This window comes from Pseudomonas sp. LP_7_YM (assembly GCF_004364435.1).
Lineage (GTDB): Bacteria > Pseudomonadota > Gammaproteobacteria > Pseudomonadales > Pseudomonadaceae > Aquipseudomonas.
On the sequence record NZ_SOCT01000002.1, the window covers coordinates 684661 to 699420 of the forward strand.

The window sequence follows — 14760 nt, forward strand, 5'->3', positions numbered from 1 at the left end:
TTTAGCCAGAACTGCAGTCCCGCCGGCAGGCCTGTTGGCTGCAGCCGTTTCGAATTCAAAGAGTTGACGAGAGTGGATATGAGCAAGCGAGCCTTTAACTTCTGCGCCGGTCCAGCCGCGCTTCCTGATGCAGTTCTGCAACGCGCCCAGGCCGAGATGCTCGACTGGCACGGCAAGGGCTTGTCAGTGATGGAGATGAGTCATCGCAGCGCCGATTACACGGCCATCGCCGAGAAGGCCGAGCAAGATCTGCGTGAGTTGCTGTCCGTTCCCTCCAACTACAAAGTCCTCTTCCTGCAAGGCGGTGCCAGTCAGCAGTTTGCGGAAATTCCGCTGAACCTGCTGCCGGAAAATGGCACGGCCGATTATGTCGAAACCGGCATCTGGTCGAAAAAGGCCATTGAGGAAGCCTGCCGTTTCGGCAATGTCAATGTTGCGGCCAGTGCCAAGCCTTTCGACTACCTGGCGATCCCGGGGCAGAACGACTGGAAGCTGACCAACAACGCGGCTTACGTCCACTACGCCTCCAACGAAACCATCGGCGGCTTGCAGTTTGACTGGGTGCCAGAGACCGGTGACGTACCGTTGGTGGTCGACATGTCTTCGGACATTCTGTCGCGTCCGATCGACGTCTCGCAATTTGGTCTGATCTACGCAGGCGCGCAGAAGAACATCGGCCCCAGCGGTCTGGTGGTGGTGATTGTCCGCGAAGACCTGCTGGGTCGTGCACGCAGCAGTTGCCCGACCATGCTCGACTACAAGGTCTCGGCGGACAATGGCTCGATGTACAACACGCCAGCCACGTACTCGTGGTATCTGTCGGGTCTGGTCTTCGAGTGGCTCAAGGAGCAGGGCGGCGTCCAGGCCATGGAGCAGCGCAACCGTTCCAAGAAAGAGCGTCTGTATGGCTTTATCGACAACAGCGAGTTCTATTCCAACCCGATCAGCCACAACGCCCGCTCATGGATGAACGTGCCGTTCCGGCTGGCTGACGAGCGTCTGGACAAGGCTTTTCTGGCCGGTGCCGACGGCCGTGGTCTGCTCAACCTTAAAGGCCACCGTTCGGTCGGCGGCATGCGTGCTTCGATCTACAACGCTCTGGGCCTGGAAGCAGTCGAAGCGCTGGTGGCCTACATGGCCGAATTCGAGAAGGAACACGGCTAATGTCTGAACAAGAACTCAAGGCCCTACGCGTACGCATCGACAGTCTGGATGAAAAGGTCCTGGAACTGATCAGCGAACGGGCACGCTGCGCGCAGGAAGTGGCGCGGGTGAAGACGGCCAGCCTGGCTGAAGGCGAGGAGCCGGTGTTCTATCGCCCCGAGCGCGAAGCTGCGGTGCTCAAGCGCGTCATGGAGCGCAATCGTGGCCCGCTGAGCAACGAGGAAATGGCGCGTCTGTTCCGCGAAATCATGTCTTCGTGTCTGGCGCTTGAGCAACCGCTCAAGGTCGCCTATCTCGGGCCGGAGGGCACCTTCACCCAAGCTGCGGCGCTGAAACATTTCGGTCATGCGGTAATCAGCAAACCGATGGCGGCCATTGACGAAGTTTTCCGCGAGGTAGCGGCCGGCGCAGTCAATTTCGGCGTGGTGCCGGTGGAAAACTCCACCGAGGGCGCGGTCAACCATACTCTGGACAGCTTCCTCGAACATGACATGGTCATTTGCGGCGAGGTCGAGTTGCGCATTCACCACCATTTGCTGGTGGGCGAAAACACCAAGACTGACAGCATCAGCCGTATCTACTCCCATGCCCAGTCGCTGGCCCAGTGCCGCAAATGGCTGGACGCCCATTACCCCAACGTCGAGCGCGTAGCGGTAGCCAGCAACGCCGAAGCGGCCAAGCGGGTCAAGGGTGAATGGAACTCCGCAGCCATCGCCGGGGACATGGCTGCCGGTCTGTATGGCCTCTTGCGTATCGCCGAGAAGATCGAAGATCGCCCTGACAATTCGACGCGCTTTTTAATGATCGGTAATCAGGAAGTGCCGCCGACCGGCGACGACAAGACCTCGATCATCGTGTCGATGAGCAACAAACCAGGCGCGTTGCATGAATTGCTAGTGCCTTTCCATGAGAACGGAATCGACCTGACCCGTATCGAGACCAGGCCTTCACGTAGCGGTAAATGGACCTACGTGTTCTTTATCGACTTCGTTGGCCATCACCGGGACCCGCTGATCAAGGCCGTGCTTGAGCGAATCAGCCAGGAAGCCGTGGCACTCAAGGTTCTGGGCTCCTATCCGAAAGCGGTTCTCTGATCCGGCCTGCGGTTTTCTGAAGAGGTAAAGCGGTACATGAGCGGTGACTTCCTCGCGCTGGCGCAGGCTGGCGTGCAAAAACTATCGCCTTACGTTCCCGGCAAACCGGTGGACGAGTTGGCGCGTGAGCTGGATATTGATCCGGCTCACATCATCAAACTGGCCAGTAACGAGAACCCGATGGGTGGAAGTCCCAAGGCGCTGGCGGCGATTCGTGACGCACTGGCGGAACTGACTCGCTACCCCGACGGCAATGGCTTCGAATTGAAGCTGCGGCTGTCGGAACGCTGCGGCGTCAAACTGAATCAGGTGACGCTGGGCAACGGCTCCAATGACATCCTCGAGATCGTCGCCCGCGCTTATCTGGCCCCGGGGCTGAACGCAGTGTTCAGCGAGCACGCCTTCGCGATTTATCCGATCGTCACCCAGGCAGTGGGCGCCGAGGCTCATGTGGCCAAAGCCCGTGATTGGGGGCATGACCTGCCCGCCATGCTCGAGGTTATCGACAGCGAAACCCGCGTCGTCTTCATCGCCAACCCGAACAACCCGACCGGCACCTGGTTCGGTCCGCAGGCATTGGCGGATTTCCTTGCCGCAGTGCCGCAAGACGTGCTGGTGGTTCTGGACGAGGCCTACATCGAATATGCCGAAGGCGCCGATCTGCCGGACGGCCTGAACTTCCTGGCCCAGTATCCGAATCTGCTGGTTTCCCGCACCTTCTCCAAGGCTTATGGCCTGGCCTCGCTGCGTGTGGGCTATGCGCTGTCTTCGCCGGTAGTGGCGGATGTGCTGAACCGTGTACGTCAGCCATTCAACGTAAACAGTCTCGCCCTGGCTGCGGCCTGCGCGGCGCTCGAAGACGCCGAGTTCGTTGCCGAAAGCCGACAGTTGAACGAGGCGGGGTTAAGGCAGCTTGAAGAAGGCCTGCGTCAGATGGGGCTCGGCTGGATTGCTTCGAAGGCCAACTTCATCGCCGTCGATGTCGGTCGAGAAGCGGCGTCGGTTTATCAGGGATTGTTGCGCGAGGGCGTGATCGTGCGCCCGGTCGCGGGCTACGGCATGCCCAACCATCTGCGTGTGAGCGTCGGTCTGGCGGTTGAGAACAGCCGCTTCCTCGACGCTTTGAACAAAGTTCTGGCGCGTGGTTGATGTCATCGCTGATATCTCGGCAGTGCAGGTCGCTGAGCCTGTGATTGGCCGTCTGGTGGTGATCGGTCTCGGGCTGATTGGCGGCTCGTTCGCCAAAGGTTTGAAAGAAAGCGGGCTGTGTCGCGAGGTGGTCGGCGTCGACCTCGACCCGCAGTCGCGCAAGCTGGCCGTGGAGCTGGGTGTCGTCGATCGCTGTGAAGACAATCTCGTCGCTGCCTGCGTCGGCGCCGACGTCATTCAACTGGCCGTGCCTATCCTGGCCATGGAAAAGCTGCTGGGGATGCTCGCCGTGCTTGACCTCGGTGCTGCCGTGCTGACCGATGTGGGCAGTGCCAAGGGCAATGTCGTGCGCGCGGCCCGTGATGCTTTCGGTGTGATGCCGGCGCGCTTCGTGCCCGGACACCCCATCGCCGGCTCAGAGCAAAGTGGAGTCGAGGCGTCCAACGCACAGCTGTTCCGTCGTCACAAGGTCATTCTCACGCCCTTGCCTGAAACCGATCCTGCGGCATTGGCGCTGGTGGACCGGATGTGGTCGCAGTTGGGGGCCGACGTTGAGCATATGCAGGTGGAGCGCCACGACGAAGTCCTGGCGGCGACCAGTCACTTGCCGCATCTGCTGGCTTTCGGGCTGGTGGACTCGCTGGCCAAGCGCAATGAAAACCTCGATATCTTTCGCTACGCGGCGGGCGGGTTTCGCGATTTCACCCGCATCGCTGGCAGCGACCCGGTGATGTGGCATGACATTTTCCTGGCCAACCGTGAGGCTGTGCTGCGCACGCTGGATACCTTCCGCCACGACCTTGACGCGCTGCGTGATGCCGTGGATGCGGGCGACGGCCATCAGTTGCTCGGTGTATTCACTCGCGCCCGGGTGGCTCGTGAGCATTTCGGCAAAATCCTTGCGCAGCGCGCTTACGTTGAAGCAGAGTCTACCGATGATCTGACGTTCGTCGCTCAACCCGCTGGCAGCGTAAGCGGTCGGATCCGCGTGCCGGGTGACAAATCCATCTCGCATCGCTCTATCATGCTTGGGTCGCTGGCCGAGGGCACGACAGAGGTCGAAGGGTTTCTCGAAGGCGAGGATGCACTGGCGACGTTGCAGGCTTTGCGCGACATGGGCGTGGTCATCGAAGGTCCGCATCATGGTCGTCTGACCATTCATGGGGTAGGCCTCAACGGACTCAAACCCGCGCCCGGCCCGATCTATCTGGGTAACTCCGGAACCTCGATGCGGCTGCTGTCCGGTCTGTTGGCCGGCCAGCGTTTCGACAGCGTACTGACCGGTGATGCGTCGTTATCCAAACTTCCGATGGCGCGCGTGGCCGAGCCTTTGCGGCAAATGGGCGCAATAATCGAGACCGCGGCAGAGGGGCGTCCGCCACTGACCATTCGCGGCGGCAAGCCGCTGCACGGCATCGGATACGTCATGCCGATGGCCAGTGCCCAGGTCAAATCCTGTCTCTTGCTGGCGGGTCTGTATGCCGAAGGCGTGACGACGGTCACCGAGCCTGCGCCGACCCGCGATCACACCGAGCGCATGCTGCGCGGCTTTGGCTATCCGGTGGCGGTTAACGGAGCAACGGCGTCTGTCGAGTCGGGCACAAGGCTCACTGCAACCCGCATCGAAATTCCTGCCGACATTTCTTCGGCCGCTTTCTTTCTGGTCGCCGCGTCGATTGCAGAGGGTTCCGACCTGCTGCTTGAGCATGTGGGCGTCAACCCGACCCGCACCGGGGTCATCGACATCCTGCGTCTGATGGGCGCGGACATTTCGGTGCAGAATTTGCGCGAGCTGGGTGGCGAGCCGGTTGCCGAGTTGCGTGTTCGTTACGCCAGGCTGAAAGGGATCGTGATTCCCGAAGCGCTGGTTCCATTGGCGATCGATGAATTCCCGGTACTGTTCGTCGCTGCCGCGTGTGCCGAAGGCTGCACGGTGTTGCGAGGGGCGCAGGAATTGCGTTTCAAGGAGTCCGATCGCATTCAGGTCATGGCCGAGGGTCTGACAGCATTGGGCATCAGGGCTGAGCCAACAGCCGATGGCCTCGTTATCGAAGGCGGCAGCATCGGTGGTGGCGACATCGACAGCCATGGCGATCACCGGATTGCCATGGCATTCACTATCGCGTCGTTGCGCGCGTCGTCCCTGATCCGCATCCGGGACTGCGCTAATGTGGCGACTTCTTTTCCCGACTTCCTGGCGTTGTGCAACCAGGTGGGCATTCGTGTAACGCAAGAGGGGCAATCGTGAAAGTTCAAGCTCCGGTCATTACGATCGACGGGCCAAGCGGTTCCGGAAAAGGGACGGTGGCCGGGTTACTGGCAAAACGCCTGGGTTGGTGCCTGCTGGATTCCGGCGCGCTCTATCGTTTGCTGGCATTTGCTGCCCGTAATCATGGTGTGGACCTGACCAATGAGGAGGCGCTCAAACTTCTGGCTGCACATCTTGACGTGCAATTCGAGGCGGCGACCGGCGATCACGGTCAACGCATTATTCTCGAGGGCGAAGAGGTGACGCTGGCGATCCGCAACGAACAGGTCGGTAGCGGAGCCTCGCAGGTGGCATCGCTGCCTGTGGTGCGTGATGCATTGCTGCAGCGCCAGCGTGCCTTTCAGGAGTTTCCGGGTCTGGTCGCTGACGGTCGCGACATGGGCACTGTGGTGTTTCCCGCAGCCCCGTTGAAGATTTTCCTGACCGCCAGTGTCGAGGAACGTGGCCGACGCCGATATTTGCAGTTGAAGGCGAAGGGGGACGATGTTAGTCTGTCGAGTCTGCTAGATGAGATACGTGTCCGCGACGAGCGTGACACTCTGCGAGCGGTAGCCCCGCTCAAGCCGGCGCATGACGCCATTCAGCTGGATTCCACTGAATTATCCATCGAGCAGGTGCTGGAACGCATCTTGAGTGAAGTCGCACTTCGCGATCTCGCCGGATGACCAGAAAGCCATGTGGGAGACCAGTCATAGTCCCGCAGGCTTTCTTTCATATGAACGAAACCCACGTTGTCTGGAGCGTGGCAGATGGGCGTTTACTTCGCCCTTATCAACAGGAATTAAAATGAGCGAAAGCTTTGCTGAACTTTTCGAAGAAAGCCTAAAGACCCTTAACCTTCAGGCCGGTTCGATCATCACCGCTATTATCGTCGATATCGATTACCAGGCTGGTTGGGTAACCGTACACGCCGGTCTGAAGTCTGAAGGCCTCATCCCGCTGGAACAGTTCCACAATGATGCTGGCGAGCTGACCATCAAGATCGGCGACGAAGTTCATGTGGCGCTGGACGCGGTAGAAGACGGCTTTGGCGAAACCAAACTGTCCCGCGAAAAAGCCAAGCGTGCTGAGTGCTGGATCGTTCTGGAAGCGGCTTTCGCAGCTGAGGAAGTGGTCAAGGGCGTTATCAACGGTAAGGTTAAAGGCGGCTTCACTGTCGACGTTAACGGCATCCGTGCGTTCCTGCCAGGTTCTCTGGTTGACGTCCGTCCAGTGCGCGACACCACGCACCTGGAAGGCAAAGAGCTGGAATTCAAGGTCATCAAGCTGGATCAGAAGCGCAACAACGTTGTCGTTTCCCGTCGCAGCGTCCTGGAAGCCGAGAACAGCGCCGAGCGCGAAGCTCTGCTGGAATCCCTGCAGGAAGGTCAGCAAGTCAAAGGTATCGTCAAGAACCTCACCGACTACGGCGCATTCGTCGATCTGGGTGGCGTCGATGGCCTGCTGCACATCACCGACATGGCCTGGAAGCGTATCAAGCATCCATCGGAAATCGTCAACGTTGGCGATGAGATCGATGTAAAGGTTCTAAAGTATGATCGCGAGCGCAATCGTGTTTCGTTGGGCCTGAAGCAACTGGGTGAAGACCCATGGGTTGCTATCAAAGCTCGTTACCCAGAAAGCACTCGTGTGACTGCACGCGTTACCAACCTGACCGACTACGGCTGCTTCGCTGAGCTGGAAGAAGGCGTGGAAGGCTTGGTGCACGTTTCCGAAATGGACTGGACCAACAAGAACATCCACCCGTCGAAAGTCGTTCAGGTTGGCGACGAAGTGGAAGTCATGGTTCTGGACATCGACGAAGAGCGTCGTCGTATCTCTCTGGGCATCAAGCAGTGCAAGTCGAACCCATGGGAAGACTTCTCTGGCCAGTTCAACAAGGGCGACAAGATCTCCGGCACCATCAAGTCGATCACCGATTTCGGTATCTTCATTGGTCTGGACGGCGGCATCGACGGTCTGGTTCACCTGTCCGACATCTCTTGGAACGAAGTGGGCGAAGAAGCCGTACGTCGCTTCAAGAAGGGCGACGAACTCGACACGGTCATCCTGTCTGTTGATCCAGAGCGTGAGCGCATCTCGCTGGGTATCAAGCAGCTGGAAAGCGACCCGTTCTCCGAATACGTCACTGTCAATGACAAAGGCTCTATCGTCCGCGGTATTGTGAAAGAAGTTGACGCCAAAGGCGCCATCATCACTTTGGCCGAGGACATCGAAGCTACCCTCAAGGCTTCCGAAATCAGTCGTGACCGCGTTGAAGACGCGCGCAACGTTCTGAAAGAGGGCGAAGAGGTTGAAGCCAAGATCATCAGCGTTGACCGCAAGAGTCGCGTGATCAGCTTGTCCATCAAGTCGAAAGACGTTGAAGATGAGAAAGAAGCGATTCAGAGCCTGCGCAGCAAGCCTGAAACCGCTGAGAACACAGGTCCAACCACTCTGGGTGACCTGTTGCGTGCTCAAATGGAAAAACAGAACTGAGTTCTGTCTGACCATTGAAAAGGGCGACTTAGGTCGCCCTTTTTTGTGGGTGAGGTTTTCCTGGCTGGCGACAGATTCGAGATGATCTGGTGCATGCAAAAAACGCCAGGCCCCGAATCCAAACGCCCGCGCGTGGTTATCGCCTGTCGGCGGAAATCACCGCTCACATTAGTGAAAACATGGGCTGTTCAAACACCTCCGGTCATGCTAAAACCTTCGAAGCGCTTTACCTAGCTGCTTGAAACAGAAGGGAAAAATATGACGAAGTCGGAGTTGATCGAACGAATTGTCACCCATCAGGGACTGCTCTCATCCAAAGATGTCGAGCTGGCCATCAAGACCATGCTTGAGCAGATGTCGCAATGCCTTGCCACCGGCGAACGTATTGAAATACGGGGCTTTGGTAGCTTCTCCCTACACTACCGCCCGCCTCGTGTGGGGCGCAATCCTAAAACAGGCCAATCCGTCAGTCTTGATGGAAAATTCGTTCCTCACTTCAAACCCGGCAAAGAGCTGCGCGATCGGGTGAATGAAGAAGAGGAGCATGAGTTCCAATAGCCGTATGAGGAGTACTCGATGCGGAATCTTAAACGTCTCATATTTTTTGTCATCGTGCTGCTGATCGTAGGAGCGACGGTGATTTTTACGCTTGAGAACAAACAGTCTGTGACATTGGTATTTTTTGGCTGGTCTGCGCCCGAACTCTCCCTGGCGGTTCCGGTAATCCTGGCCCTGTTGGTGGGCATGTTGATTGGCCCTGTGCTGGCCTCAATTGCGCGACTGCGTAGAAAACCCAAGGCTTCGCGTCTGGCCTGACTATCGCGGCCTTTGGCCGCGCAGTACTTCGCCATGCCGAATGATCGCTGCTGCATCCAACTGCTTGCTCATTTCATCCAGAAATGTCTCTCCGGCTGATTCTGAAAAATCCCGTAAAACCTCTACGGCTGAATCTCACATTCAGTGACGTTAAGCTGCGCCGGTTCAGCAGCCAATTAAGGGATGCGCAGGCGTTGTCCAAGTGTCATTCATTATGATGGCGGAAGAGTTTCACCGGGTCTTGTAGCCAGTTGCGGATTCGTCAATTGTTTCTCCTGCTCTGGCTCATTTCAGCCTCTGATGGTTCATGATTTAATATCATTATCAAATCACTTGGGGCGATTTTCAGCGTTTCGAAGATAATTACGCTTCAGCAATTAACAAAACCTGATTTTTACTGCCTAACCCTCGCCTCAAGCTGTCATGCGCGAGGGTAGCGTGCAGCCGGAAAGATGGGCTGCTTCATACTGAACAGAGGAACCTCCGGGTTTTTTCGTCGCATAGGTTTTTACACATGAATCCCGACTATCCCGTTATTCAGACCCGTTGCTTCAAAGCCTACGATATCCGCGGCCAGGTCCCTAATGATCTGGACTCCGATATCGCCTATCGAATCGGGCGCTCCATGGTGGCGGAGCTGGGTGCCAAAAATATCGTGGTCGGCAGAGACATGCGGCTCGAAAGCCCTGCTCTCGCTCAGGCACTGACCCAGGGGATCCTGGACGCCGGCGCGGACGTGATCGACATCGGCTTGTGCGGAACCGAAGAAGTGTATTTTGCGACCAGCCACTATGCCGCCGACGGCGGTGTGATGGTTACGGCGAGCCACAACCCTAAAGGTTACAACGGCATGAAGCTGGTCCAGCGCCAATCGCGCCCGATCAGTGGCGATACAGGTCTGGACGCTATTCGTCAGCGCGTGGATGACGGGGATTTTGGAGTGGTTTGCGCGCAGCCAGGCAGCGTCAAGTCTGCACCGGATAAAACTGCCTACATCAAGCACCTCCTGACTTACGTCAAGGACGCCGACCTCAAACCGCTGAAAATCCTTGCTGATCCGGGTAACGGAGCTGTCGGCCCTGCGCTGGAAGCGATCATGCCCGAGCTTCCGTTCAAATGGGTCATTATCAATGCTGAACCGGATGGCAACTTCCCCAACGGTGTGCCCAATCCGCTGCTTCCGGAAAACCGCGAGCTCACTCGCAAGGCGTTACTCGAGCATAAATGTGATCTGGGCCTTGCATGGGACGGCGACTTCGACCGCTGCTTCTTTTTCGATGAAAACGGCCGATTCGTCGAAGGCTACTACCTCGTGGGCTTACTGGCTGAGATGCTGCTCAAGCAACAACCGGGTTCGAAGATCATTCACGACCCGCGGCTGACCTGGAACACCATTGATCAGGTGAATCTGGCGGGCGGTACGCCGGTGTTGTGCAAGACCGGCCATGCGTTCATCAAAGAACGTATGCGCAAGGAAGATGCGATCTACGGCGGCGAAATGAGCGCGCATCACTATTTCCGCGATTTTGCATACTGCGACAGCGGCATGATCCCGTGGCTATTGGTCACTGCTTTGATGTCGGTCTCCGGCAAGTCGTTCTCTCAGCTGGTCGATGAGCGCATGGCGGCTTACCCGTGCAGCGGCGAAATCAATTACAAGGTTCAGGACGTTAAGACCGTTCTGGGCAAAGTGCTGGAGCATTACACGCCCATTTGCTCAAAGATCGATAAAACGGACGGCATCAGTCTCGAGTTCCCTGAGTGGCGGTTCAATCTGCGTGGTTCGAACACCGAACCTCTGTTGCGACTGAACGTGGAAAGCCGCCGGGATCCACAACTGGTCGAGACCAAGGTCAAGGAAATCGAACAGCTGCTCAAAGCCGGTTGATTCAAACTGTGCCGCTGTCCCGTGTACGTTCCCGAGATGGCGGCTTAACCCTCTCATATGTGACATCCGGTAGCTGAAGAAACAAACACAGCCAACCATTTTATGACGGAACAAAAATGACTCATTGGTGGTTGGCATTTTCAGTAATCGGTTTTTCTTTCGCTTTGACTTATTGGCTTCGACAATATGCCTTAAACAAAAGCCTGCTGGATATTCCCAATGGCAGGAGTTCCCATACGGTCCCGACTCCGCGCGGTGGCGGGGTGGCGATCGTCATTGGTTATCTGGCCGCACTGACGGTACTGTTTGGTGAAGGCGTGTTGACCCTCTCGGTATTTCTAGCTTTATCTGGTTCGGGGCTCGTTATCGCAGCCCTGGGTTTCCTGGACGATCACGGACACGTTGCTGCGCGTTGGCGTCTGTTGGGCCATTTCACCGGGGCTGGCTGGGCGTTGTTCTGCCTGGACGGGCTACCGCCGATCTCCTTGTTTGGCGGTACGCTGGATCTCGGCTGGCTTGGGCATGCGCTGGCGGTGGTTTATCTGGTCTGGCTGCTGAATCTTTACAATTTCATGGATGGCATCGATGGCATCGCCAGCGTGGAAGCGGTTTGCGTTTGTGCAGGCGCAGCCCTGATCTACCTGTTAACGGGTCATTTTGAGTTGATATGGCAACCATTGCTGCTGGCGGCCTCCGTGCTGGGATTTCTGATCTGGAATTTCCCCCCTGCCAAAATCTTCATGGGAGATGCCGGCAGCGGGTTTCTGGGCATCGTTATTGGCGTTCTATCACTACAGGCGGCATGGATTTCCTCGCAGTTACTCTGGGCATGGCTTATTCTTCTTGGGGTTTTCATCGTAGACGCTACAGTTACCCTCATCCGTCGCCTCGTCCGAGGAGATAAGATCTATGAGGCTCACCGAAGCCATGCTTACCAGTTCGCCTCGCGAAGATATGGCGAGCACCTTCCGGTGACCTCCGCAGTCGGTGTAATCAATCTGTTCTGGCTTTTACCGGTCGCTATTGGTGTCACGCAGTTCGGTCTTGATGGTGCGGTCGGCTTGATCGTCGCGTACATCCCGCTAGTGATTCTTGCATTTTGCTTCAGGGCGGGAGAGCTTGAACGAAACTGAAAGGTTCTGGCTGTCGCAAGAGAGTAATTATTGCGAACGCTCGGAATCAAACGCCCGCGTTTCAGGTCGATAGGAGATTGAACTCGTGCTTGAGGGATGGATGAGTAAGTTGCGCGCTATGTTGGTGGCGTTGCCGCGTCGTCAGAAGCGAATAATTCAGGTGAGCACAGATGTCTGTCTGGTCTGGTTCGCGCTGTGGATGGCTTTTGTGGTTCGCCTTGGAATCGACGAACTCGTCAATCCGCTCGAAACCCACACCTGGCTGTTCATCAGCGCGCCTGTCATCGCCATCCCGTTGTTCATTCGCATCGGCATGTACAGAGCAGTCATGCGTTATTTCGGCAATGACGCTTTGGTGGCAATCATCAAGGCTGTCAGCCTGTCGGCTCTGATTCTGGGCGTAGTCGTCTACCTGTACAGCAACCATCAGCATGTAGTGCCGCGCTCGGTAATGTTCAATTATTGGTGGCTGAGTCTGGTGATGATTGGAGGGCTGCGGCTCGCGATGCGCCAGTATTTTCTGGGCGACTGGTTTTCCGCCGCGCAGCATGTGCCATTTGCCACCCGCGACGACGGTCTTCCCAAGGTCGCAATTTACGGTGCAGGGGCTGCTGGTAACCAACTGGTAGCGGCATTGCGCATGGGACGGTCCATGCGCCCGGTTGCCTTTATTGACGACGACGACTCGATCTCCAACCGGGTGATTTCCGGTCTGCAGGTCTACAAACCCAAGCACATCCAGCAGATGATCGATGTCACGGGCGCACAGGAAATCCTGTTGGCGATCCCGTCATCGGCCAGAACGCGGCGCCGCGAGATTCTCGGCCTGCTGGAGAGTTTTCCGCTTCATGTGCGCAGCGTGCCGAATTTTTCCGATCTGGCTGCCGGCAGGGTGAAGGTGGACGATTTGCAGGAGGTAGACATCGCCGACCTGCTGGGCCGCGACGCTGTCCCGGCGCAGGAAGAGTTGCTGGAACACTGCATCAAGAACCAGTGCGTATTGGTGACCGGGGCCGGCGGCTCCATCGGCTCGGAGCTGTGCCGACAGATCGTCCTGCTTAAGCCCACCACGTTGTTGCTGCTCGACCATAGCGAGTTCAACCTCTACACCATCCTGTCGGAATTGGAGCGGCGGATTGCGCGTGAGTCGTTGAAAGTCAAGGTCCTGCCGATTCTGGGTTCTGTGCGTAATCACTCCAAGCTGCTGGATGTGATGAAGACCTGGCAGGTCGATACGGTTTATCACGCAGCGGCGTACAAACATGTGCCGATGGTGGAGCACAACATCGCCGAAGGCGTGTTCAACAATGTGGTCGGCACCTTGAATGCCGCACAGGCTGCGTTGCAGGCAGGCGTGTCCAACTTTGTGCTGATTTCCACCGATAAGGCCGTTCGGCCGACCAATATCATGGGCAGTACCAAAAGGCTGGCCGAGTTGATCCTGCAGGCGTTGAGCCGGGAAACGGCACCTGTAATGTTTGGTGATCGGGCCAACGTGCATCAGGTCAATAAAACCCGGTTCATCATGGTCCGCTTCGGTAACGTGCTTGGCTCGTCTGGCTCGGTGATCCCGGTGTTTCACCAACAGATCAAATCAGGCGGTCCACTGACCGTGACCCACCCGAAAATCACGCGTTACTTCATGACCATTCCCGAGGCCGCACAGCTGGTTATCCAAGCGGGCTCGATGGGACAGGGCGGCGATGTGTTCGTGCTCGACATGGGCGAGCCGGTGAGGATCATCGAGCTGGCCGAGAAAATGATTCATCTTTCGGGTTTGAGCATCCGCTCGGAAAAAAATCCACACGGCGACATCTCCATCGAATTCACAGGGCTCAGGCCTGGCGAGAAACTCTATGAAGAGTTGCTGATTGGCGACAACGTCGCTGTGACCAGCCATCCAATGATCATGAGCGCTCAGGAAGATCATGTGTCATGGGACCTCTTCAAGCAAAGCCTGTCGCTGCTGCTCAAGGCGCTGGAAGACGATGATTACGCCAAGGTGCGCCAGATATTGGGCGATACCGTCAGCGGCTACGCCCCGGAAGGCGAAATAGTGGATTGGATACATCAGCAGCGACGCCACGAACCCTGAGGCCGAAACCTGCGGTTACGCAATGCCTTCGTCCACCCCGTGGCCCAAGACCGCGGATTTCCCGGGATTGCGGGCCTTAAACATCCCGTCACTTATCCTCGCATTGACCCTCGTCGATCATCGTCTAGGTTTGGGAGGCAGCTCAGGATGCTGCTTCCCAAACCACGGTGTCATGGAGCGTTAATCATGCGTATTTCCTATCTGTCCTCCCTTCTCTTCGGCTTGCTGGCCAGCACATCCGTTGCGATCAATGCTGCACCCGCCACGAATGCCGAGGCATCATCCGCCGCAACCGCGGTCGTTGCACCCGTCGGCCAGGGTGTCAAGGTCAATTTGAATACCGCCACCGCGGAAACGCTGCAGCAGGAGCTGTCAGGCATTGGTTCAGCCAAGGCGAAGGCAATCGTTGCCTATCGTGAGGAAAACGGTGACTTTACCTCTGTCGACGAATTGATCGAAGTCAAAGGCATCGGCAAGGCGATTCTGGACAAGAATCGTGAGCGACTCGCAGTAAATTGAAGAACCCATGACCTGACAAGACCGATCATTGATCGGTCTTTTTTTGCCCGGCATTCGTAAAGCCTGTTTGCCAGTGACAAGCAAGGCACATGTTGATGCGTGATCGTGTCACCACAGGGACGCTCAATCTGGAAAAATCCTGTCGGAGGTGACGA

12 protein-coding genes are annotated in these 14760 nt (G+C 57.2%); all 12 read left to right on the forward strand.

The genetic code is table 11. The annotated features are described in order from the left end of the window. The first annotated feature begins 78 nt into the window (after nt 1-78). The 12 genes from serC to EC915_RS08265 all read left to right on the forward strand — a co-directional run bounded on the left by serC (nt 79) and on the right by EC915_RS08265 (nt 14605). Nucleotides 79-1164: a 3-phosphoserine/phosphohydroxythreonine transaminase gene (gene serC, locus EC915_RS08210; protein WP_133750024.1), complete on the forward strand. Its 1086-nt coding sequence runs from the start codon at nt 79-81 to the stop codon at nt 1162-1164. Further along, nucleotides 1164-2258 carry a prephenate dehydratase gene (pheA, locus tag EC915_RS08215; protein WP_133750025.1) on the forward strand — a complete coding sequence of 365 codons (1095 nt, stop codon included), beginning with the start codon at nt 1164-1166 and terminating at the stop codon, nt 2256-2258. Before serC ends, pheA begins: the two co-directional genes overlap by 1 nt. Nucleotides 2259-2294: 36 nt before the next feature. Further along, nucleotides 2295-3407, forward strand: a complete 1113-nt coding sequence (gene hisC, locus EC915_RS08220) for a histidinol-phosphate transaminase (RefSeq protein WP_133750026.1) — start codon at nt 2295-2297, stop codon at nt 3405-3407. A gap of 40 nt (nt 3408-3447) precedes the next feature. After that, nucleotides 3448-5655 (forward strand): bifunctional prephenate dehydrogenase/3-phosphoshikimate 1-carboxyvinyltransferase, encoded by a 2208-nt coding sequence (locus EC915_RS08225; protein WP_256658687.1) that lies wholly within the window; start codon nt 3448-3450, stop codon nt 5653-5655. Further along, nucleotides 5652-6341 carry a (d)CMP kinase gene (cmk, locus tag EC915_RS08230; protein ID WP_133750027.1) on the forward strand — a complete coding sequence of 230 codons (690 nt, stop codon included), beginning with the start codon at nt 5652-5654 and terminating at the stop codon, nt 6339-6341. The genes EC915_RS08225 and cmk overlap by 4 nt, the downstream gene beginning before the upstream one ends. Nucleotides 6342-6462: 121 nt before the next feature. After that, a complete protein-coding gene (gene rpsA / locus EC915_RS08235) occupies nt 6463-8154 on the forward strand; it encodes a 30S ribosomal protein S1 (protein WP_133750028.1) in 1692 nt (563 codons plus the stop codon). Nucleotides 8155-8412: 258 nt separating this feature from the next. Then, nucleotides 8413-8712 carry an integration host factor subunit beta gene (gene ihfB, locus EC915_RS08240; protein WP_133750029.1) on the forward strand — a complete coding sequence of 100 codons (300 nt, stop codon included), beginning with the start codon at nt 8413-8415 and terminating at the stop codon, nt 8710-8712. Between the two features lie 18 nt (nt 8713-8730). Next, a complete protein-coding gene (locus EC915_RS08245; protein WP_133750030.1) occupies nt 8731-8970 on the forward strand; it encodes a lipopolysaccharide assembly protein LapA domain-containing protein in 240 nt (79 codons plus the stop codon). A gap of 514 nt (nt 8971-9484) precedes the next feature. Then, a complete protein-coding gene (locus EC915_RS08250) occupies nt 9485-10858 on the forward strand; it encodes a phosphomannomutase (RefSeq protein ID WP_133750031.1) in 1374 nt (457 codons plus the stop codon). 116 nt (nt 10859-10974) lie between these two features. Next, nucleotides 10975-11991: a glycosyltransferase family 4 protein gene (locus tag EC915_RS08255; protein ID WP_133750032.1), complete on the forward strand. Its 1017-nt coding sequence runs from the start codon at nt 10975-10977 to the stop codon at nt 11989-11991. A 100-nt stretch (nt 11992-12091) separates the two neighbouring features. Then, complete coding sequence (locus EC915_RS08260; protein WP_133750033.1) at nt 12092-14086, forward strand: nucleoside-diphosphate sugar epimerase/dehydratase; 1995 nt, start codon at nt 12092-12094, stop codon at nt 14084-14086. Nucleotides 14087-14272: 186 nt separating this feature from the next. Next, nucleotides 14273-14605: a helix-hairpin-helix domain-containing protein gene (locus tag EC915_RS08265; RefSeq protein WP_133750034.1), complete on the forward strand. Its 333-nt coding sequence runs from the start codon at nt 14273-14275 to the stop codon at nt 14603-14605. The last annotated feature ends 155 nt before the right edge of the window (nt 14606-14760 follow it).

Coding starts and splice junctions, on each gene's coding strand:
- serC (WP_133750024.1), top strand. CDS start 79: ATGAGCAAGCGAGCCTTTAACTTCTGCGCCGGTCCAGCCGCGCTTCCT.
- pheA (WP_133750025.1), top strand. CDS start 1,164: ATGTCTGAACAAGAACTCAAGGCCCTACGCGTACGCATCGACAGTCTG.
- hisC (WP_133750026.1), top strand. CDS start 2,295: ATGAGCGGTGACTTCCTCGCGCTGGCGCAGGCTGGCGTGCAAAAACTA.
- rpsA (WP_133750028.1), top strand. CDS start 6,463: ATGAGCGAAAGCTTTGCTGAACTTTTCGAAGAAAGCCTAAAGACCCTT.
- ihfB (WP_133750029.1), top strand. CDS start 8,413: ATGACGAAGTCGGAGTTGATCGAACGAATTGTCACCCATCAGGGACTG.
- EC915_RS08245 (WP_133750030.1), top strand. CDS start 8,731: ATGCGGAATCTTAAACGTCTCATATTTTTTGTCATCGTGCTGCTGATC.
- EC915_RS08250 (WP_133750031.1), top strand. CDS start 9,485: ATGAATCCCGACTATCCCGTTATTCAGACCCGTTGCTTCAAAGCCTAC.
- EC915_RS08255 (WP_133750032.1), top strand. CDS start 10,975: ATGACTCATTGGTGGTTGGCATTTTCAGTAATCGGTTTTTCTTTCGCT.
- EC915_RS08260 (WP_133750033.1), top strand. CDS start 12,092: ATGAGTAAGTTGCGCGCTATGTTGGTGGCGTTGCCGCGTCGTCAGAAG.
- EC915_RS08265 (WP_133750034.1), top strand. CDS start 14,273: ATGCGTATTTCCTATCTGTCCTCCCTTCTCTTCGGCTTGCTGGCCAGC.